The sequence below is a fragment of the Tumebacillus sp. BK434 genome, from assembly GCF_004340785.1.
Lineage (GTDB): Bacteria > Bacillota > Bacilli > Tumebacillales > Tumebacillaceae > Tumebacillus_A.
Genome location: NZ_SLXS01000002.1, coordinates 526,793 through 548,640 on the forward strand (window position 1 = coordinate 526,793; position 21,848 = coordinate 548,640).

General features: G+C 64.7%; 5 protein-coding genes and 2 pseudogenes. 4 read left to right on the forward strand and 3 right to left on the reverse strand.

Going from position 1 to position 21,848, the window contains the following annotated elements; translation table 11 throughout:
- Nucleotides 1–7: 7 nt before the first annotated feature.
- Genes EV586_RS06715 through EV586_RS06725 form a run of 3 tightly spaced genes read right to left on the reverse strand, consistent with a single transcriptional unit; the run spans nt 8 to nt 3,788 of the window.
- Nucleotides 8–1,234, reverse strand: a complete 1,227-nt coding sequence (locus EV586_RS06715) for an aminotransferase-like domain-containing protein (protein ID WP_132944305.1) — start codon at nt 1,232–1,234, stop codon at nt 8–10.
- Nucleotides 1,235–1,267: 33 nt separating this feature from the next.
- Complete coding sequence (gene hppD / locus EV586_RS06720) at nt 1,268–2,386, reverse strand: 4-hydroxyphenylpyruvate dioxygenase (protein ID WP_132944306.1); 1,119 nt, start codon at nt 2,384–2,386, stop codon at nt 1,268–1,270.
- A gap of 31 nt (nt 2,387–2,417) precedes the next feature.
- Nucleotides 2,418–3,788 carry an FAD-binding oxidoreductase gene (locus EV586_RS06725; protein ID WP_132944307.1) on the reverse strand — a complete coding sequence of 457 codons (1,371 nt, stop codon included), beginning with the start codon at nt 3,786–3,788 and terminating at the stop codon, nt 2,418–2,420.
- A 356-nt stretch (nt 3,789–4,144) separates the two neighbouring features.
- Here EV586_RS06725 and EV586_RS06730 point away from each other — a divergent pair, with 356 nt between their 5' ends.
- The 4 genes and pseudogenes from EV586_RS06730 to EV586_RS21825 all read left to right on the forward strand — a co-directional run.
- The gene (locus EV586_RS06730; protein WP_132944308.1) at nt 4,145–9,349 is read left to right on the forward strand and encodes a non-ribosomal peptide synthetase; all 5,205 of its coding nucleotides are present in this window, start codon (nt 4,145–4,147) and stop codon (nt 9,347–9,349) included.
- Between the two features lie 33 nt (nt 9,350–9,382).
- A complete protein-coding gene (locus EV586_RS06735; protein WP_132944309.1) occupies nt 9,383–15,763 on the forward strand; it encodes a non-ribosomal peptide synthetase in 6,381 nt (2,126 codons plus the stop codon).
- 85 nt (nt 15,764–15,848) lie between these two features.
- Nucleotides 15,849–20,390: pseudogene (locus EV586_RS21820) on the forward strand (amino acid adenylation domain-containing protein); the annotation flags it as partial.
- Between the two features lie 84 nt (nt 20,391–20,474).
- Nucleotides 20,475–21,788, forward strand: a pseudogene (locus EV586_RS21825) (non-ribosomal peptide synthetase); the annotation flags it as partial.
- Nucleotides 21,789–21,848: the final 60 nt, after the last annotated feature.

Here is a 21,848-nt window from a genome sequence, read left to right on the forward strand (position 1 = left end):
TGTCCGATCAAGATTGTCCAAGCGCAGCACGCTGCGCTTCGATCAGCTCGCCGATGCCCTTGATGCCCGTTTCGATCTGCTCGTGGGTGGCGTTGGAGAAGTTCAGGCGCATGCCGTGTTTGCCTTTCGTGTTGCCCGGCGTGTCGAACGCCTGGCCGGGGAAGAAAGCGACTTTCTTCTGCTCGACCGCGTCGCGCAAGAGCTGCGGCACATCGACCCACTCCGGGAGCTCGGCCCAGAGGAACATGCCGTTCGACGGCTTCTCGGCGCGGGTCTCGGCCGGGAAATAGCTCGCGATCGCCTGCAGCATCGTGTCGCGGCGGGCGCTGTACTCGCGGCGCAGCAGTTCGAGGTGTCCGGTCAGTTTGCCGGACTCCATGTAATGCGCGACCGAGTGCTGGCTCCAGTTCGCCGTGTTGATGTCGTACGACTCCTTGACGACCGACAGCTTTTGGGTCAGCGCGGCCGGCACGATCAACCAGCCGATGCGCACGCCCGGGGCGAGGATCTTCGAGAAGGAGCCTGCATAGAACACCCACTCGCTCTCCAGCGCTTTCAGCGGGGGCAGGGAGACGTCCGCATAGGACAGGAAGCCGTACGGGTCGTCTTCCACCACCGGCACGCCGTATTCGCGGGCGAGGCGGGCCAGCTTCTCCCGTTTTTCCCGGCTCATCGAAGAGCCGAGCGGGTTGTGGCCGTCGGTGATCGAGTAGATGAACGCCGGGCGCTTGCCCGCCTGCAGCAGCGCTTCCACCGCGTCGACATCCATCCCGGTCTGCGGGCAGGTCGGGACGGTGAGCAGCTCCGGAGCAAACGGCTCCAAGACTTGCAGGAAGCCCGGGTAGGTTATCTCTTCGGTCACCACCTGGCCGCCCGGTTCGAGGAGCAGGCGGGCCAGCATGTTGATCGCCTGCTGCGCGCCGGTGGTCAGGAAGATCTCCTCTTCCGTGCAGGACACGCCGCGGCCTTTCATCAGCTCGGCGATCGACGCTTTCAGCGTGTGCATCACGCCGGCCGGGCCGTACTGCAAAGTGTGCGGCTTGTTCAGGAGGACGCTGCTCGACGCTTCGGCAAACGCTTCGCGCGGGAACAGCTCCTGATTGGGCAGCCCGAGGCCAAACGAGATCAGGCCGGGCCGGGCGGTCAGTGCCAGCATGTCCTGCATCGGGGACGGGGCGGTGTTTTGCGCCCACGCGGCGAGGCGGAGCGACTTTTCGGTGTCTGTGGTGGTCATGCGGGTTCATCCTCTCAAGGTTTCTTGTCGGACTTACAGGTTGCCGCGCTTTTCCTGTTCGCGCTCGACCGCTTCAAACAGCGCGCGGATGTTGCCGTTGCCAAAGCCGTTCGAGCCTTTGCGCTGGATGATCTCGAAAAACATCGTCGGGCGGTCTTGCATCGGCTGCGAGAAGATCTGCAGAAGATAGCCTTCATCATCGCGGTCGACGAGGATGTTCAAGCGGTTCAGTTCGTCGATCGGCTCTTCGATCTCACCGACGCGGTCCGGGAGCAGCTCATAATACGCGTCCGGGGTGTACAGGAAGCGGATGCCGTTTTTCTGCAGGTTATCCACCGCCTGCACAATGTTGTCCGTTTCCAGCGCCACGTGCTGCACACCGGCGCCGAGGTTGTAGTCGATAAATTCCTGCACCTGCGATTTCTTCTTGCCCGGCGCAGGTTCCACGATCGGGAACTTGATGCGGTGATTGCCGTTGCGCAGCGCTTTCGTCATCAGCGAGGAGGAGTCGGAGGAGACGTCTTCCTTGCGGAACTCCTTGATCAGCTTGAAGCCAAACACCTTTTCGTAATAATCGGTCCACGTGTCCATCTGCTCGACGTTGATCGCGAGGTGGTCAAAGCGGGTGATCGCCGTATCGATCTCCGGCTCTTCTTCTTCGACCGACTGGAAGCCCGGCGCGAAGACGCCGCTGTAGGCGCTGCGTTCGATCAAAGTGTGCACCGTATCGCCAAACGTGCCGATCACCGCTTTTTTCACCTGGCCGTGCTCGTCTTCTTCGATGAACGGCTCGACGAGCGGAATCCCGCCGCGCTCGACCGCCTGCCGGTACGTCTCTTCCACGTTGTCGACGCGCAGGGCGATGTCTTTGACTGCGTCGCCGTGCTTTTTGACAAACTCGGCGATCGGAGTGTCCGGCGCAAAGGAGCCGGAGATCACGAAGCGGATTTCGCCCTTCTCTACGACATAAGACACGACGTTGCGGCTGCCCGTCTCCAGGCCTTTGTAGGCGGTGACTTTCATGCCGAACAGCTTGCAGTAGTAGAACACCGCTTGTTTCGCATTGCCGGAATAGACTTCCACATAGTCGATGTCTTCGATCGGCAAAAGGTCATGGATCTGATCGGTTTCCTGCTCCTGTTGGGTGATCATGTGTACTTCCTCCTCGTCATAAGGTTAGGTGTCACAGAAAAATTTTCCCAGGGTTCAAGATGTCTTTCGGATCGAAAGCGCGCTTGATCTGCTGCATCATCTTGACGGCGCCGTCGCCGTGTTCGGCCGACAGGAACTTCGCTTTGCCAAGGCCGATGCCGTGCTCGCCGGTGCAGGTGCCGCCGCGCTCCAGCGCAAAGCGGACGATCTCCGCGTTGACGTGGCTCGCCCGGCGCATGTCTTCCGCGTTCTCCGGATCGACAACGAGGACGGCATGGTAGTTACCGTCGCCGACATGGCCGAGGATCGCACCGTCGAGCCCGTTGTCGTCGATCGTGCGGCGCGCTTCGAGGATCGCGTCCGGCAAGACCGACAAGGGCACACAGACATCGGTGGTCATCAGCTTCTTGCCCGGCTGGGAAGCGGAAAAGGCAAACGCCGCATCATGGCGCGCCGTCCACATCCGGGTGCGGGCCGCCTGGTCCGCATCGAATTCCAGCTCCAGACAGCCTTCTTCCGTCAAGATCTCCTTGGCCAGCAAAAAGGTGTGGTCGACCGTCGCTTTGTTGCCGCTGAACTCCAGAAACAGCGTCGGAGCTTCGGTAAACGAAGTGTCTTTGAAATTATTTACTACGTTGATGGTGCGTTCATCAACCAATTCAACGCGATCGAGCGCGATGCCGCACATCATCATGCCCATCGCTGCTTGTGACGCGCTGCCGACATCGGGAAACACAGCGCGGGCGGCGAGGATATACTCGGGGATGCCATAGACGCGCAAGGTCAGCTCCGTAAAGGTGCCGAGCGTCCCTTCGGAGCCGACGAACAGCCCGGTCAGGTTGTAACCGGCCGAAGATTTGGCCGCCTGGCCGCCCGTTTTGATCACCGAGCCGTCCGCCGTGACGACGGTGAGCCCCAGCACGTTGTCGCGCATCGTGCCATAGCGCACGGCGGTGGTGCCCGACGCGTTGGTCGCCGCCATCCCGCCCAGCGTCGCGTCGGCGCCGGGATCGACCGGGAAGAACAGGCCATATTCTTTTAACTGCTGGTTGAGCTGCATCCGGGTCACGCCCGGCTGCACACGCACGAGGAAGTCCTCCGGACGCACCTCCAGCACGTTGTTCATCTGTGTGAAATCCATGGAGATGCCGCCTTTGACGGGCACCACTTGCCCTTCGACAGACGACCCGATGCCAAACGGCACGACCGGAACACTGTGCGCATCCGCATACTGCATCACGCGGCACACGTCTTCAGTGGAGGTCGGGAAGACGACGACGTCGGGCGTCACGCCGGGATGGTAGGAAGTGACATCCTTGCTGTGGTGCTCCAGCACCGTTTCATTGACGGACACCTGCTCCGGACCGGATAAGATCGTCCGCAGCTGTTCTGCTAATGTCAAATCCAACAACTCCCGCAGTGAAATTAGATGAAGGCGTTCAGTGCCAATCGTAAAAAAACGATTCAAAATTAAAAGTCACTTTTCCTCACATTATAAAATTGTGCCTGAACTCTGTCAATTGCTGTAGTAAAGTGATTAAGCATGATTACAGCAGGTGTCATCCTTTAATGTAAGCATAGGGCAGGGGGATGTCGTTTTCTTCTGTAATAATGACCGAATTTCACGAAACATTTTCAGGATCTTTATTCATACGCATAAGAAACAGTTAGCTTACTAAATTTTCAATTTGACCGAATTCTTTTGGATCATCTAAAATTAGGAAAGGAGTACGGATATTGAAACGGGAGAGTGTGGGAATGAGAACTGCATCTGATAGAGCGACACTGGTGGCGCTGTTGCGCTTTCGAGAGGAAACTCAAGGAAGTCGACACGCCTTTTCTTTTTTGAGCGAAGACGGAACGGAGCAGCGGCTGACGTACGCCGAGCTCGATCGGCAGGCGCGGCAAATGGCCGTCCGCCTGCAGCGGCAGACGGAGCCGGGGGCGCGCGTGCTCTTGCTGTTCCAGCCGGGGCTGGATTACCTGATCTCGTTTTTTGGCGCGCTGTACGCCGGAGCGGTGCCCGTACCTGCCTATCCGCCGCGGCAAAACGGCAACTTGACGCGCCTGCTGCAGGTGGCAGAAGACGCGCAGGCGACGGCCGCCTTGACCACCGAGCCGATCTTGCGCGGCATGGTCAAGCGACTGGAGGACGGACAGGCTTTGGCGGGGCTGCAGTGGATCACCGCCGAAGGGCTGGACGAGGAAAACGCCGGGGACTGGCAGGAGCTGCCGGGCGGACGTGAGACGCTGGCTTTTTTGCAGTACACTTCGGGCTCGACGTCAGCCCCGAAAGGCGTGATGCTCACGCACGGCAACCTGCTGCACAATCTGCAGCTGATCGAGAGCTCGTTTGGCACGACGCCGGACAGCCGGGGCGTGGTCTGGCTGCCCCCGTATCACGACATGGGCTTGATCGGCGGCATCTTGCAGCCGGTGTTCACCGGGTATCCGATGACGCTGCTGGCCCCGGTCGATTTTATCACCAAGCCGCTGCGCTGGCTGCAAGCGATCACGGAGACCGGGGCGACGGTCAGCGGCGGGCCGAATTTTGCCTATGAGCTCTGTTTGCAGAAGATCGGTCCGGAGGAGCGCGCCGGGCTGGATCTGTCCCGCTGGGAGCAGGCGTTTACAGGCGCAGAGCCGGTGCGTGCAGAAACGATGCGCAGATTTGCGGAAGTGTTTGCTTCGTGCGGGTTTCGCCAAGAGGCGTTTTACCCGTGTTACGGGTTGGCGGAAGGCACGCTGCTGGTCACCGGCGGCTCGAAAGGAGCGGGGCCGGTGGTCAAGCGCTTCGATGCCGGGCTGTTGGCGCAGCATCAGGCGCTGGAGACGACAGACGGCGAAGGGGTGCTGGTGTCTTCCGGGCGCGTGACGCGCACGGAGCAGAAAGTGCGGATCGTGGATCCTCAGTCGCAACTGCCGCTCACAGACGGAATGATCGGCGAGATCTGGGTGCAGGGCGAAAGTGTGGCCCAAGGCTACTGGAACCGCGAAGAGCAGACGGAAGCGACGTTCCGGGCGCAGGTGCAGGGCGAGGAAGACGGGGCGTATCTGCGGACGGGCGACCTCGGCTTTGTCAGTGCGGGCGAGCTGTTTGTCACCGGGCGGATGAAAGACCTGATCATCGTCAACGGCCGCAACCATTATCCGCAGGACATCGAATTCACGGTGCAGAACTGCCACCCCGGCGTCGGCAACTCGAACGGGGCGGCGTTTGCGGTGGACGGGGACGGCGGTGAACGACTCGTCGTCGTGCAGGAAGTGGAGCGCACGTATCGCCGGGCGGGGCATGAAGAGATCGTCGCGGCGATCCGTCAGGCGGTAGCGCTGCAACACGGGCTGCCGGTGGAAGCGGTCGTGCTGTTGAAGCCGGCGAGCATCCCCAAGACCTCGTCGGGCAAGATCCAGCGTCATGCCTGCAAAGCGCGCTATCTGGACGGAACGCTGGAGATCTTGACGAACAGCCAGGCCCGCGCGGTGCAGGCGGCAGACGCTGCGGAGCCGGAGCAGCCCGGCCTGACGCGGGAGGACGCGCTGGCGCTGCCTCCGGACGAGCGGGCCGGAGCGCTGGCCGGACGCCTGCTGTCCGAACTGGCGCAGGTGACAAATACGGCGGCACTGCCGGCCGACAAGCCTTTGGCTGCGGCGGGGCTGGACTCGCTGATGGCGGTGGAGCTGAAGAACCGCCTCGAAGAGGCCTATCACGTGCCGATCGACTTGGCGCGTCTGCTGGAAGGCGCGACGGCAGAGCAATTGGCGGCGGAGATCGCAGCAGGGCTTGGTGAGGTGCGCGAAGAGTCGGTTGCGACCGACGCCGGGAACGGCTTGAGCTACGGGCAGCGCTCGCTTTGGTTCCTGCAGCAGTTGGACCCGTCGAGCACCGCTTACCACATTTCAAAGCTGGTCAAGGTGCGCGGTCCGTTCGATGCGGATCGTCTGCAAGCGTGCCTGCAAACGCTGCATGACCGCCATGAACTGCTGCGCACCGTGTACCCGGAAACGGACGGTCAGCCAACCGCCCGGCTCGTCGAGGCGGCCCAGGTCGATTTTGCCAACGTGGAGCGGGCGGAGGAGCTGACCGAAGCGGCGCAGCAACCGTTCGATCTCGCCCAAGGCCCGCTGTTCCGGGCACGCTTGCACAAAAGCGGGGAGCAGGAGCACCTGCTGCTGCTCAGCATGCATCACATCATCGCCGACCTGTGGTCGCTCGCCGTGCTCATCGGCGAACTGCGCGATCTGTATGCGGGCACTGAGGACAACCTGACAGACCCGGCAGCGTTTGCCGATTATGTGCGCTGGCAGAACGAACTGCTCGCAAGCAAGCGCGGCGACGCGCTGTGGGCGTATTGGCAAGGGCAGCTGCAAGGCCAGCCGCCGGTGCTGAACCTGCCGACCGACCGGCCGCGTCCGCCGGTGCAGACCTATCGCGGGGCGACGCTTCCGCTCGCCGTGCCGGGCGGGGTCGCAGCCAAGCTGAGGGAGCTGTCCAAACAGGAAGGCGCAACGCTGTACATGACGCTGCTCGCCGCGTTTCAGACGCTTTTGCACCGCTATGCGGGGCAGGAGGAGATCTGGGTCGGCTCGCCGACGGCGGGGCGCAGCGCCGCGAAGTTTCAGCAGGTGTTCGGCTATTTCGTCAACCCGGTCGTGCTGCGCGCTGACGTCCGCGCTGACGAGCCGTTCCGGGACTTGCTGCGCCAAGTGCGAGCGACGGTGCTCGGCGCGCTGTCCCACGCCGATTATCCGTTTCCGCTGCTGGTGGAGCGGCTGGCCCCGCAGCGCGATTTGAGCGCGGCGCCGCTGTTCCAGGCGATGTTCTCACTGCAGAAAGCACAGCTGCAAGGAGGCGGCGATCTGAGCGGATTTGCGCTGTCGCAGGCAGGGGCGGAGCTCTGCATCGGCGACGTTGTGTTCGAATCGGTGCCGCTTGCACAAGGCGCGGCGCAGTTCGACCTGACCTTGTCGATGGTGGAAAGCGCGGACGGACTGTCCGGAACGCTGGAGTTCAACACCGACCTGTTCGACCCGGAGACGGCAGAAAGCATCGTGCGCTGCATGGAACAGCTGCTCGCCGGCATCGCCGCACATCCTGACTGGTCAGTCGGATCGCTTCCTTTAGTAAATGCGAACGACGCAAGCGCAAAAATCACCGTCGATGCCGGGCAGGTGCCGTACCCCGCGCAGTGCCTGCATCAGCTGTTCGAAGCGCAGGCAGGCGCCCATCCTGCAGCGGAAGCGCTGGAGTTCGACGGACGCATCTTGACCTACCGTGAGCTGAACGAGCGGGCGAACGCCGTCGCGCACAGCCTGATCGCCCGCGGCGTCCGGCCGGGCGATGCGGTCGGACTGTCCCTGCCCCGTACGGCGGCGTGGATTCTCGGGATGCTCGGCGTGTTGAAAGCGGGCGGGGCCTACCTGCCGCTCGACCCGGTGCATCCGGAAGCGCGCCTGCAGTTTATGGCGCAGGACGCCGGGGCGCAGATCGTGCTCGATGACGAGGCGCTCTGGCAGCTGGCTGAGCGTACGGATGCCGCGACGCACAACCCGGCATTGCCGGTCACGCCGGAGCAGACCGCTTACCTGATCTACACGTCCGGTACGACCGGCACGCCGAAAGGGGTGGCCTGCCCGCATCGTGGCGCGGTCAACCTGCTGGCGGAAATGGAGCGGCGCGCTCCGTTGCCACAAGGGGCGACAGGCAGCGTCTGGACGTCCTTCGGCTTCGACGTGTCGGTGTATGAAGTGTTCTCCGCGCTCTGTTACGGTCATAAGCTGATCGTGCTGCCGGAAGACGCGCGCGCCGACGGCGACGCCGTGCTGGAACTGTTCGCCGACCTTGGGGTGAGCAGCGCGTACCTGCCTCCGTTCTTGCTGCCCGCACTCGCTGCTTATGTCAAAAGCTGTCCGGGCCGCCTCCGTCTGACCCGCCTGCTGGTCGGCGTGGAGCCGATCCGCGGCGAGCTGCTGCAGGAGATCTGCCAGCACCTGCCCGGCCTCGTCATCGTCAACGGCTACGGCCCGACAGAAGCGAGCGTCTGCGCCACCTTGTACACCGTGTCGGGCCAAACGGAGCGGATCGTGCCGATCGGCACGCCTTTGCCGCACACCGAAATCTGGCTGCTCGACGCCAGCGGCCAGCCGGTGCCGCAAGGGGTGATCGGCGAGTTGCACATCGGCGGCGCAGGACTGGCCCACGGCTACATCGGACGGCCGGAGCTGACCGCAGAAAAATTTGTGCAGCTGCCTGTGACTGCTGAGCGCCTGTACAAAACGGGCGATCTCGCCCGCCTGCGCCGCGACGGGATGCTGGAATACTGCGGCCGCAGCGACGACCAGGTCAAAGTGCGCGGCTTCCGCATCGAACTCGGTGAAATCGAAGCGGCGATCGCCGCCTGTGCGCAGGTGCAAGCGGCAGCCGTCAGCGTGCGCGAGGACGCGCCGGGCGGCAAGCGGATCGTCGGCTATGTCGTCTGGGCCGAAGCGGACGCAGGAGACATCGGCGCACTGCGCCGGGAGCTGAAGCAAAAGCTGCCCGACTATATGGTGCCGTCCGCCTTCGTCGCTCTTGACGCCCTGCCGCAGACGGTGAGCGGTAAAGTCGACCGCCGCGCTTTGCCCGCACCGCAGGACGACCTGTTGGAAAAACGCGTTTACACCGCGCCGCGCAATGAGCAGGAGGCGCAGCTTTGCCAGCTGTTTGCCGAACTGCTCGGCGTAGCAGAAGTCGGCGTCCACGACCACTTTTTTGAACGGGGCGGCCATTCGCTGCTCGCCACACAGGCCCTGACCCGCGTGGAGAGCCGCTTTGGCGTCAAACTGCCGCTCTCGCGCCTGTTTGAAGCGCCGACACCGGCGGAGCTCGCCGTGCTGATCGGGCAGACCCAAGCGTCCGCCCCGGTCAAGCAAAAGCCGAAAATTGGGCGCGTGGATCGCGAAGCCCGCAGACAGCCGCGCGCCTAAATTGAAACATGTTTTACAGGAGGAGACCACAGAATGAAGAAATCGACCGAAGTGTATGTGCTGCCCGCCTCGTTTGCCCAACGGCGGCTGTGGTTTGTCGATCAGTTGTTGGAGGAAAATGCCGTCTACACGATGGCGGCGACCGTGCGGATCAACGGCTCGCTCGACCGGAACGCCTTGGCCCGCTGCCTGGAGCAGATCGTCCTGCGCCATGAGATCCTGCGCACCGTGTTTGCGGTGGAGGACGATGAGCTGGTGCAGGTGATCGCCACCGAGCCGTCCACAGAGCTGCTGGACGTGCAGGCAGATTCGCTGGTGCAAGCGAAAGCGCTGGCGACAGAAGCGGCGAAACGCCAGTTCGACCTGCAGCAAGGGCCGCTGCTGCGCACCGTGCTGTACAGCTGTGGAGCGGCGGAGCACCTGCTGTTGATCGCCATGCATCACATCGTCTCGGACGCCTGGTCGGTCGGCGTGCTGATCCGCGAGCTGTCCTCACTGTACGCAGCGTTCGCCGCAGCGGCCGATGCAACTGCGCCGCTTGTGGCGCTGCCTGTGCAGTACGCAGACTACGCGGTGTCACAACAGGACTGGATGCAAGGCGAGGTGCTGCAGGAGCAGCTGCACTATTGGGCGGAGCAGCTGCAAGGGGCAGAAACGGTGCTCGCCCTGCCGACCGACCGCCCGCGCACGGTACGGGAAGCGGCTGCAGGCGCTGTCGTGCGCACCGCGGTGTCGCCGGAGCTGTCCCAAGCGCTGCGCGAGCTGGCGCAGGCGGGCGGCGCGACGCTGTTCATGACGCTGCTGGCCGCCTATCAGGCGCTGCTGTTGCGCTGGACGGGCCAGAAGAGCGTGCTCGTCGGCTCCCCGGCGGCGGGGCGTGACGAAGAGGGCATCGAGCAACTGATCGGCTTTTTCGTCAACAACGTGGTCTTCCGCGCCGATCTGGCGGCAGACATGAGCTTTCAAGACCTGCTCACCCAAGTGAAGCGGACGGTGCTCGACGGTCTGGCGCACGGCGAAGCGCCGTTTGAAAAAGTGGTCGAGGAGCTGCAGCCGGAGCGCGTGCCGGGCGTCTCGCCGCTGTTCCAGACGATGTTCGACCTGCAAAGCGAGTATTTCGACGGGCTGATGCTTGGCGATCTGCAGGCGACGGTCGAGCCGGTTGAGCTTGGCATCGCCAAATACGACCTGACCCTGACGATGGCCGAGACGGGGCAGGGGCTGACCGCAGAGTTCGAATACAACTGCGAGCTGTTCGACGAGGAGACGATCGTGCGCCTTGGCGAACGGTTCACCACGCTGCTTGCGAGCATCGCCGCAGCGCCTGACCAACCGTTGGCGACACTGACCTTGCTGCCGGGCGAAGAGCTTGCGCAGCTGGAAGCGTTTGGACAGGCGCCGCAGACGTTCCGAAGCGGCGTGACGGCGCACGGGCTGATCGAAGCGACGGCCGCGCGCCTGCCGCACCGGATCGCCGTGCAAGCCGGGGCGGAGACGCTGACCTACGCCGAGCTGAACGCGCGCGCCAACCAGCTCGCCCGCCGTCTGCAGCAGCTCGGCGCCGGGCCGGATAGGGTGATCGGCGTTTCGCTGCGCCGCTCGCTCGACTTGGCGGTCGGGCTGCTGGCGATCTTGAAGGCGGGCAGCGCCTACCTTCCGCTCGACCCGCAGTACCCGGCGGAGCGCCTGCGCCTGATGATCGAAGACTCCGGCACCCGGCTCCTGCTCACCGAGTCGGCGCTCCTGCCGCAGCTTCCGGCCGTGGCTGGCGTGACGGTGTTTGCGGCCGATGCACAGCGGGAGGCGACTGCAGCGGAAAGCGCGGAGAATGTGGACAGCGGCGTCGCTGAACAGCATCTCGCCTACGTGATCTACACCTCCGGCTCGACCGGCCGCCCGAAAGGCGTGATGATCGAGCACCGCTCGCTCGTCAACCACATGCAGGCGATCGTGCCGCAGTACAGCCTGACCGAGGAGGACCGCGTGCTGCAGTTTTCCTCGATCTCCTTTGACATCGCTGTCGAAGAGGTGTTCCCGACCTGGCTGTGCGGCGCGGCGCTGGTGCTGCGCGAGGAGGAACTGCTGGCGCCGGCCGACTTCCTGCGCTTTTTGGAGCGGGAGCGGATCACGGTGTTCAACGCGGCGACCGCGTATTGGAAGCATTGGTCGCGCGAGCTGCAAGGCCGAGCGTTGCCCGAATCGCTGCGGCTGACCGTCATCGGCGGGGAAAAAGCGTCTCGCGGCGATCTGCAAATCTGGCAGTCCTTGCCCGGCAGTGAGCGAACCACGTTGCTCAACACCTACGGGCCGACCGAAACGACGGTGACGGCCACCGTGTGGCGGGCCGAGCATGCCGGAGCGGATGCGGTGGTGCCGATCGGGCGACCGCTCGCCAATTACCGCCTGTATGTGCTCGATGAGCACCTGCAGCCGGTGCCGATCGGCACGCCTGGCGAGCTGTACATCGCCGGGGCGGGCGTGGCGCGCGGCTATCTGCAGCGTCCGGAACTTACGGCCGAGCGCTTTGTGACCTTGCCCGGCATCGCCGGTGCGGCCTATCGCACCGGCGATGTCGTGCGCTGGCTGCCCGACGGCACGCTCGACAGCCTCGGCCGCACCGATGAACAGGTCAAAGTGCGCGGCTTTCGGATTGAGCTTGGCGAAGTGGAAGCGGCGCTGCTCAAGCATCCGCAGGTGGCGGGGGCCGTTGCGGTCGTCCGGGACGGGCAGCTCGCCGCCTACTTTACAGGCGTGGCGACAGACGGCCTGAAACTCTTTTTGCAGCAAGAGCTGCCCGAGTACATGGTGCCGCAGGTGATCGTCCATCTCGACGAGATCCCGACGCTCCCGAACGGCAAAGTCGACCGCCGCGCCTTGCCGGCACCGCACGCCGTGCCAAGCGGCGGGCTGGTTCCGCTGCGCACGGAGACCGAGCATGGCGTGGCCGCCGTGTGGACGGAAGTGCTGGGGCACGGGGAGATCGGCGCCGATGCGAACTTTTTTGAGCTCGGCGGGCATTCGCTGCTGGCCACACAAGCGGTCTCGCGCCTGCAGGCGAAGTTTGGCGTGGAGCTGCCTTTGCGCAGCTTGTTTGAGCAGCCGACGCTGGCCGGGCTGGCCGCGCAGATCGACCTGTTCAAAGGAGAGTCGGCCAAGACGCCCCAAGCGGCGATCCCAGCGGTCACCCGCGACGGCGCACTGCCGTTGTCTTTTGCGCAGGAGCGCCTCTGGTTCCTGACCCAACTGGAGCCGGATACGGCGGCGTACAACATCTCTTCTGGCGTGCGCATGAAGGGAAGCCTGAACGTGGACGCGCTGCAAAAGAGCTTTGACGCGCTCCTCGAACGCCATGAAGCGCTGCGCACCACCTTCACGGAGTCGGGAGGGCGTGCGCAGCTCAACATCCGGGCCGCAGAGCCGCTCGCCATCACGATCCGCGACTTGCAGCAGATCCCGCAGGATGCGCAGCGGGCCGAAGTGGCAGCGATCGCCGCAGCGGAAGCGTTTCGCCCGTTCGACATCGAACAAGGCCCGCTGCTGCGCGCGATGCTGCTGACGCTCCGTCCGAAGAAGCACATCCTGCTCTTCACGATGCATCACATCATCGCCGACGGCTGGTCGGTCGCGGTGCTGATCCGCGAGATGGCTACGCTGTACGCAGCGTTTGCCAGCGGCCAAGCGCCCGCCTTGGAGCCGCTTCGCATCCAATACGCCGACTATGCTGCGTGGCAGCGCGACTGGCTGCAAGGCGAGGTGCTGGAAGAGCAGCTCGGCTACTGGCAGCAACAGCTCTCCGGCGACCTGCCCGTCCTGCAGCTGCAGACCGACTACCCCCGTCCGCCCGTGCAGACGTTCAACGGCGCGACGCTGCATCTGACCATCCCGCGTGAGACCGCTTCCGGGCTGCACGCGCTCGCTCAGGAAACGGGCGCGACCTTGTACATGACGCTGCTCGCCGCCTACCAGACGCTGCTGCACCGCTACACCGGCCAGGACGACATCCTTGTCGGCTCGCCGGTCGCCGGGCGCAATCGCCGCGAAACGGAAGGGCTGATCGGCTGCTTCGTGAACACGCTGGTCCTGCGCACCAGCCTCTCCGGCGACCCGACGTTTCGCGAACTGCTCGGCCGCGTCAAGCAGACCGCTCTCGACGCTTATGCACACGGCGACATGCCGTTCGAGAAGCTGGTCGAAGCGCTGGACGACAACCGCAACCTCGGGTACACGCCGCTGTTCCAGACGATGTTCGTCCTGCAAAACACGCCGTTTGCCGCCTTGGAGCTCTCCGGCGTGGAGATGGAGCTGTTCGAGCTCGCCCACAACACGGCTAAATTTGACCTGACCTTGCTGATCGCGGAAGAGGACGGCGAACTGGCTGCCGTCTTTGAATACAACACCGACCTGTTTGCGGAAGCGACCATCGCGCGCCTGGCCGGCCATTTCAGCCACCTGCTGCACGCCATCGCCGCCGACAGTTCGCGCGCGCTGTCCCAGATGCCGCTGCTCAGCGCGGCCGAACAAGAGCAGCTGCTCTACGGCTGGAACGACACCGCCGTCCCGTTCCCGGACAACGTCTGCCTGCACGAGCTGTTCGAAGCGCAGGTGCAGCAGACGCCCGACAACATCGCCGTCATCTTCGGCTCCGACACGCTGACGTACGCCGAGCTTGACGGGCGCGCCAACCAGCTCGCCCGTCACCTGCAAGCGGCAGGCGTCGGCCCGAACGTGCCGGTCGGCGTCTGCGTCGAGCGCTCGCCGGAGCTGATCGTCGCGCTCGTCGGCGTGCTGAAAGCGGGCGGCGCGTTCGTCCCGCTGGACAGCGAAGTGCCGACGGCACGCCTTGCGCAGGTGATCACCGATGCTGCGGCGCCGGTCTGCCTCGCGCAAGAGCATCTGCGCGACAAACTCCCGTCCGAGGCGACCGCCTGGGTATTCCTCGACAGCGGCTGGGCGGAGATCGCCGCGCACGACCGCACCAAGCCGGAGTCGGGCGTCACGCCGGACGACCTCATCTCGATCTACTACACCTCCGGCTCGACCGGCAAGCCCAAAGGCGTCGCGTCACACCACCGGGGCTGGGTCAACCGCATGTGCTGGATGCAAAATCAGCACGGGCTCTGCGCAGCGGAAACCGCCTTGCAGAAAACGACGATGACGTTCGACGACTCGGCGGTCGAAGTGTTCTGGCCGCTCATGACCGGCGCGCGCATCGCCCTGCTCGAACCGGGCCTGCACCGCGACCCGCGCGCGATCCTTGACGCGGCGGTGAAGTACGAAGTCTCCCTGCTCCAGTTCGTCCCGAGCATGCTGGGCCTCGTGCTCGACGAGCTGACCGACGCCGACCGCGCCGGGCTGCATCGCCTGCGCATCACCGTCTCCTCCGGCGAAGCGCTGCGCTCCGAGCTGGTGCGCCGCTTCCTCGACAAGATGCCGGGCCTCCTGACCAACACGTGGGGCGCGACCGAAGTGTCGATCGACTCGACGATTCACATCTGCTCGGAAGCGGATGCAGCGGCAGGCGAGATCGTCTCCGTCGGCCGCCCGATCGACAACAACACCGTCTACATTCTCGACGCGCAGCTGCAGCCGGTGCCGATTGGCGTGGCGGGCGACTTGTACTTGGGTGGCGTGGGGCTGGCGACAGGCTACCTCGGCGATGCGGAGCGCACCGGGGCCGCTTTTGTCGACAATCCGTTCCGCCCGGGCGAGAAGATGTACAAGACGGGCGACCGCGGCTGCTACCTTGCAGACGGGGCGATCCGCTTCCTCGGCCGGCAAGACGATCAAGTGAAGATCCGCGGCCAGCGCGTCGAGCTCGGCGAGATCGAAAACGTGCTCGGCCAGCATCCGGCCGTCAAAGCGACGGCGGTGACGGTGATCGAGGACGATGCGGGCAACAAGCGCCTCGCCGGGTACGTCTCGCTGTTCGAAACGGTGGGAGAACTCCCGACCGCAAGCGATCTGCGCCACTATCTCAAGCAAAAATTGCCCGAGTACATGGTGCCGTCCTGGGTGCTGATCCTCGAATCCTTGCCGCATAACGCCAACGGCAAGACCGACCGCAAAGCGCTGCCCCTGCCTGACGCCTCCCGCCCGGAGCTGGAGCAGGAGTACGTCGCGCCGGAAGGGCCGGTCGAAGAGACGCTGGCGGAGATCGTGATCGAACTGCTCGGATTGGAGCGGGTCGGCGCGTTCGACTCTTTCTTCGATCTCGGCGGCCACTCCTTGCTCGCCGTGCAGCTGATCTCCCGCGTGCGCGACACGTTCGAGATCGACCTGCCTCTGCGCGCCTTGTTCGAAGAGCCGACGATCGAAAAGCTGGCGATCCGCATCGAAGACCTGCTGATCGAAAAACTGGAAGCGATGACCGACGAAGAAGCCGACGCAAGGCTTTCCCAACAAGACTACTCCTAAGAGGTGATGAGCCGTGTCGACGACCGACCGCAGTAGAAGACGTTCCGAACTCTCCGACGCCAAACAGGCGCTGTTAGACAAGATGATGCGCGCCAAGAAACCTGCCGAAACCAAGCAGGGCATTCCGAAGCGCCCGGACAGCGGGCCCGCGCCCTTGTCGTTCGCTCAGCAGCGATTGTGGTTTCTCGATCAGTTGGACCCGGGCAACACGCTGTACAACATCCCGTACGCCTTGCGTCTTCGCGGCGTCCTGCACACCGAAGCGCTGCAGCTTGCCGTGCAGGAGATCGCCCTGCGCCACGAAGCGCTGCGCACCGTCTTTGCTCTGCAGGACGGGCAGCCGGTGCAAGTGATCACAAACGGCGCACACGTTCCGATCCATGTTCATGACTTGACCCGTCTCCCGGCCGAAGAGCGGGAGACGGAGCGCGAACGCCTCGTGCAGGCCGAAGCGTCCCATCCTTTCGATCTGCAAAACGGTCCGCTGTTGCGCGTGGCGTTGCTCAAGCTCGCCGAACAGGAGCACGTGCTGGTGATCACACTCCACCACATCGTGTCGGACGGGTGGTCGACCGGCGTGTTCACGCGCGAGTTCGCCGCATTGTATGAAGCGTTTTCCCAAGGCAAGCCAACGCCTCTGTCTCCGCTGCCGATCCAGTATGCCGATTACGCCCACTGGCAAAAAGACACCTTGGGCGGCGACGCGCTCGCCAAGCAGCTCGGCTATTGGAAACGGCAGCTCGGGACGGCTCCGGCCGTCCTGCAGCTGCCGACCGACTTCCCGCGTCCGGCGGTGATGACGCACCGCGGTGCGAAGATCAGCTTCACGCTGCCGCACGCGTTGACCGAGCAACTGAAAGCGTTGGGCGCGCAGGAAGGCGTCACGCTGTACATGACCTTGCTCGCCGCCTACAAAACACTGCTCCACCGCTACAGCGGGCAGGACGACATCGCCGTCGGTTCGCCGAACGCAGGGCGCAGCCGCAGCGAGATCGAAGGGCTGATCGGCTTTTTCATCAACACGCTCGTCCTGCGCACCGAACTGGACGGCAGCCTCTCGTTTCGCGAGCTGCTGCGCCGCGTCGCACAGACGTCGATCGACGCGCTGGCCCATGCTGACGTGCCGTTTGAAAAGCTGGTCGAAGAGCTTCAGCCGGAGCGCAGCCTGAGCGTGCCGCCGCTGTTCCAAGTCTTGTTCACCTTGCAAAACGCACCGCTGCAGCAGCTGGAACTGGCCGGGCTGTCGCTTGTGCTGCTCGACATCGCAGGCGATACGGCGAAATACGACCTCAACTTGTCGATGGTCGAATATGAAGACGACCTGCAAGGCTATCTGGAATACAACACCGACCTGTTCCGCCCGGACAGCGCGGCGCGTCTGTTGCAGCATTTCGAGGCGCTGCTGCAAGGGCTGGTCAACCAGCCTGACCTCCCGATCGGCCAAGTGCCGCTGGTGACGGAGCTGCCGTCAGACTGGCACGGCACCCGCCGGGAATATGCCGCCCAGGGGCTGTTGCAGGAGCGCTTTGCCAAGCAGGCGGCCGAGACGCCGGAGCGGACCGCGCTGGTCTTTGAAGACGAGACGCTGACCTACGCCGAGCTGAACGGGCGCGCCAACCGCCTCGCCCGCTTTTTGCAAGCGCAAGGCGTCGGGCCGGACGTGCGCGTCGGGCTGTTCCTGGAACGCTCGCCGGAGATGATCATCGCCCTGCTCGGCGTCTTGAAGGCGGGCGGTGCGTACGTGCCGCTCGACACCGGACTGCCGCCGGAGCGGATCGGATTTTTGCTGGAAGATGCCGGCTTGCAGCTGCTGCTGACCGAGGAGCTGCTGCTCGAACGTTTGCCGGCGACCGCCGCGGCCGTCTGCCTGGAGCAGGCTGCAGCGGAGATCGCCCTGCACAGCGCGGAAGACTTGCCGACACTGGCGGCGGAGCGTTCGCTCGCCTATGTCATCTACACCTCCGGCTCGACAGGCACGCCCAAAGGCGTCGCCATCGAGCACGGGAACCTGCTCAACTACCTCGACGCGATCACCGGCGCGCTGGAGCTGGAGCCGGGGATGAGCTATGCGACCGTCTCCACGCTGGCGGCCGACCTCGGGAACACGATGGTCTTCCCGGCGCTCGGCTTCGGCGGCACGTTGCACGTGATCGGCTCCGAGCGCATCGCCGACCCGCAATTGCTGGCCGCGTATCTGGAACGGCATCCGCTCGACTGCCTGAAGATCGTTCCCGCCCATCTCAGCGCCCTGCTGACGGCGGGACTGCCGATCTTGCCGCAGCGCCGACTGGTGTTCGGCGGCGAAGCGCTGCGTGCGGAGCTGGTGGAAAAAGTGTGCCAAGCTGCGCCTGCTCTCCAGCTCTACAACCATTACGGCCCGACGGAGACGACCGTCGGCGTGCTGACCAACAAGATCGAACCGGGGCAGCGCGGTGCGACGGTGCCGCTGGGGCGGCCGCTTCCCAACGTGGAGGTGCACCTGCTCGATCCCAACGGCCAGCCGGTGCCAATCGGCGTGCCGGGCGAGCTGTACATCGGCGGCGCGCAAGTGGCCCGGGAGTATTTGCACCGGGCGGAGCTGACCTCGGAGCGCTTTCTCGCCAACCCGTTTGGCGCAGGCAGGCTGTACCGCAGCGGCGACTTGGCGCGCTGGCTGCCCGACGGGAAGATCGAGTTCCTCGGCCGCGCCGACGATCAGGTCAAAGTGCGCGGCTTCCGCGTCGAGCCGGGCGAAATCGAAGCGCTGCTGGCAGCGCATCCGGCGGTGCAGGCGGCCGTCGTGCTGGCTGTGACCGACGCGGCGGGCGAGGCCCGGCTGGCGGCGTATGTCGCGGCGGCGGAGCAGGCGCTGCCCGATGCGGGCGTGCTGCTGCGCGACCTGCAAAGCAAACTGCCTGCCTACATGCTGCCGTCTTCCTTGCTCCGCCTCGACCGGCTGCCGCTCACGGCGAACGGCAAAGTGGACCGCCGCGCGCTGCCCAAGCCCGATTTTTCCCGAGCGTCTGGCGGCGTATCTGTCGCCCCGCGCTCAGAGGCGGAAGGCGTGATCGCCGGGATCTGGGCGGGGATTCTGCAGCGGGATAGGGTCGGCGTACACGACAACTTTTTTGCCAGCGGCGGGCATTCGCTGCTGGCGACGCAGGTGATCACGCGGATGCGCGAGGTGTTTGGGCTCGACCTGCCGCTGCGCTTGCTGTTTGAGCGGCCGACGGTGGCCGAACTGGCCCGCGTGGTGGAAGACGGGCTGAAGTCGGACGCGGTGCTGATGCACACCCCGATCCCGCAAGTGCCCCGCGACCGGCCGCTGCCGTTGTCGTTTGCCCAGCAGCGCCTGTGGTACCTGCAGCAGCTGGAGCCGATGAGCACGATCTACAACATGATCTACCCGGCCCGCATGCAGGGACAGCTGGACACCGCCGCGCTGCAGCTCGCCGTCGATGCGCTGGTGGCGCGCCATGAAGCGTTCCGCACCGTGTTTGCCGAAGTGGAGGGCATCGGCGTGCAGATCATCCGCCCGGAGCTGGACGTGAAGATCGACCTGACCGACCTGACGCATCTGCCGCAGGCAGAGCGGGAAGCGGAAGCACAGCGCCTGATCGCCGTCGAGACGGCCACGCCGTTCGACCTCGCGCAAGGGCCGCTGCTGCGCACGCGCCTGTTGAAGCTGGCCGAGGACGAGCACATCTTCGTCTTCGGCACGCACCACACGGTCAACGACGGCTGGTCGCGGGCGGTGTTTACGAACGAGCTGCTGACCTTGTACCGCGCCTTTGTGCAAGGCGAACGCTCGCCGCTGCCGCCGCTTTCGATCGGCTATGCCGATTTTGCCGTCTGGCAGCGCGGGTGGATGCAAGGCGAGGTGCTTGACGCCCAGCTCGCCTACTGGCGGGACAAATTGGGCGGCGACGTGCCGGTCTTGAACTTGCCGACCGACCGGCCGCGCGCGGCGGTGCCGAAGTACCGGGGCAGCCATTATGCGTTCCGGCTCTCGAAGGAGCTGTCGGCGAGCATTCAACGGCTGTCGCGCCGCGAAGGGGCGACCGACTTCATGACGCTGCTCGCCGCCTTCCAGACGGTGTTGTACCGCTACACCGGGCAGGATGACCTCTTGATCGGCTCGGGCGTCGCCAACCGCAACCGTCCCGATATCGAAGGTTTGGTCGGCTTCTTCGTCAACTCGCTCGGCCTGCGCACCGACCTGTCCGGCAACCCGGCGTTCCGCGACCTGCTCGGACGCGTGCGCGAAGTGGCGCTGGGGGCGTTCGCCCATCAGGACCTGCCGTTCGAAAAGCTGGTCGAAGAGCTGCAGCCGGACCGCGATCTGACCCAGTCGCCGCTGTTTCGCGTCGTCTTCGTCTATCAGAACACGCCGCAAGCGACGTTCGAGCTGCCGGGGCTGACTTTGACCCAGCTGGAGACAGAAGCGGGCACGAGCAAATTTGACCTCACCTTGTTTATGGCGGAGCAGGACGGCGTGTTTGACGCCGTGCTGGAGTACGACGCCGACCTGTATGAGCGGGAGACGATCGAGCGCTTGGCCGGACATCTGCAACGTGTGCTCGCGGCGGTCACCCGCGACCCGGAGCTGAAGCTGGACGACGTGCCGCTCCTGTTGGAAGACGAGCGCCGTCTGCTGCTGGAGGAGTGGGCGGTCGAACGGGCGCCGTTCCCGGACGGGATCACCTTCCCGGCGCTGGTGAGCAGACAGGCGGCCAAAGCGCCCGACGCGACCGCGCTGGAGTGCCAAGGCCGGCCGATGAGCTACCGGGAACTCGACGCCCGCTCCAACTCCCTCGCGCGCTGGCTGCAGCAAAACGGTGTCGGGCACGGGACGTTTGTCGGCGTGTCGATGGACCGCTCGTTTGAGCTGATCCTCTCCTTGCTCGGCATCATGAAGGCGGGCGGGGTGTATGTGCCGCTCGATCCGTCCTATCCGCTGGACCGTTTATCCTACATCCTGCGCGAGACAAAAGCGGAACTGCTCCTGACGCAAGAGGCGTATGTGGAGCAGTTTGCAGGTGCGGTGCAACGCGTGGTGCCGCTCGACACCTGCCGGGAAGAACTCGCGGGGGAGAGCGGTGCGCCTGTGCAGAGCGAAGCGACGGAGCGCAGCCTGGCCTACGCCATCTTCACCTCCGGCTCGACCGGGCTGCCCAAAGGCGTCTTGGTTGAACACCGCGGGCTGTGCAACTTCGCGGCGCATTTTTCGAACGCGCTGGGCGTGGACGCCAGCTCCCGGGTGCTGCAGTTTGTCGCTTCGTCGTTCGACGTGTCGCTCGGGGAGATCTCGGTGGCGCTCGGCAACGGGGCGGCGCTGATCCTCGAAGACAAGAACCGCCTGCTGCCCGGCCCGGACTTGGCCGAACTGCTGCGCGAGCGCAAGATCACGACGCTGCTGACCACGCCGTCCGTGCTGGCGGCGACGCCTGCGAACGACCTGCCCGACCTGTTGGCGGTCGCGCCGGGCGGCGAAGTGTTCACGAAGGAGATCGCTTTGCGCTGGATGCAGGAGGGGAGGCGCGTGCTGAACGCGTATGGCCCGACCGAGACCACCGTCGGCTCCTCCGTGCACGTGGTGGAGGCGGAGCGCGACCTCAACATCGGACGGCCGCTGCCGAACACCGAAGTCTACGTGCTCGACCCGAACCTGCAGCCGGTGCCGATCGGCGTGCCGGGCGAGCTGTACATCGGCGGCGTCGGCGTGGCGCGCGGCTACTTGAACCGCCCCGAGCTGACGGCGGAGCGCTTCGTGCCGCATCCGTTTTCTGAAGCGGCCGACGCGCGGCTGTACCGCAGCGGCGACATCGTGCGCTGGCTGGCGGACGGCCAGCTGGAGTTTGTCGGCCGCGCCGACCATCAGGTGAAGATTCGCGGTTACCGCATCGAGCTCGGCGAGATTCAGGAGCAGATCAACCTGCAGGACGGCGTACTCGACTCGGCGGTGATCGTTCGCGAAGACGACGGCCATAAACGCATCGTCGCCTATGTCGTTCCGAAGCCGGAAGAGACGACGGGCGGCTCCGAGCTGCAAAGCGAGCAGGTCCATGCGTGGGAGGAGATGTTCGACTCCTACTACACGTCGTAC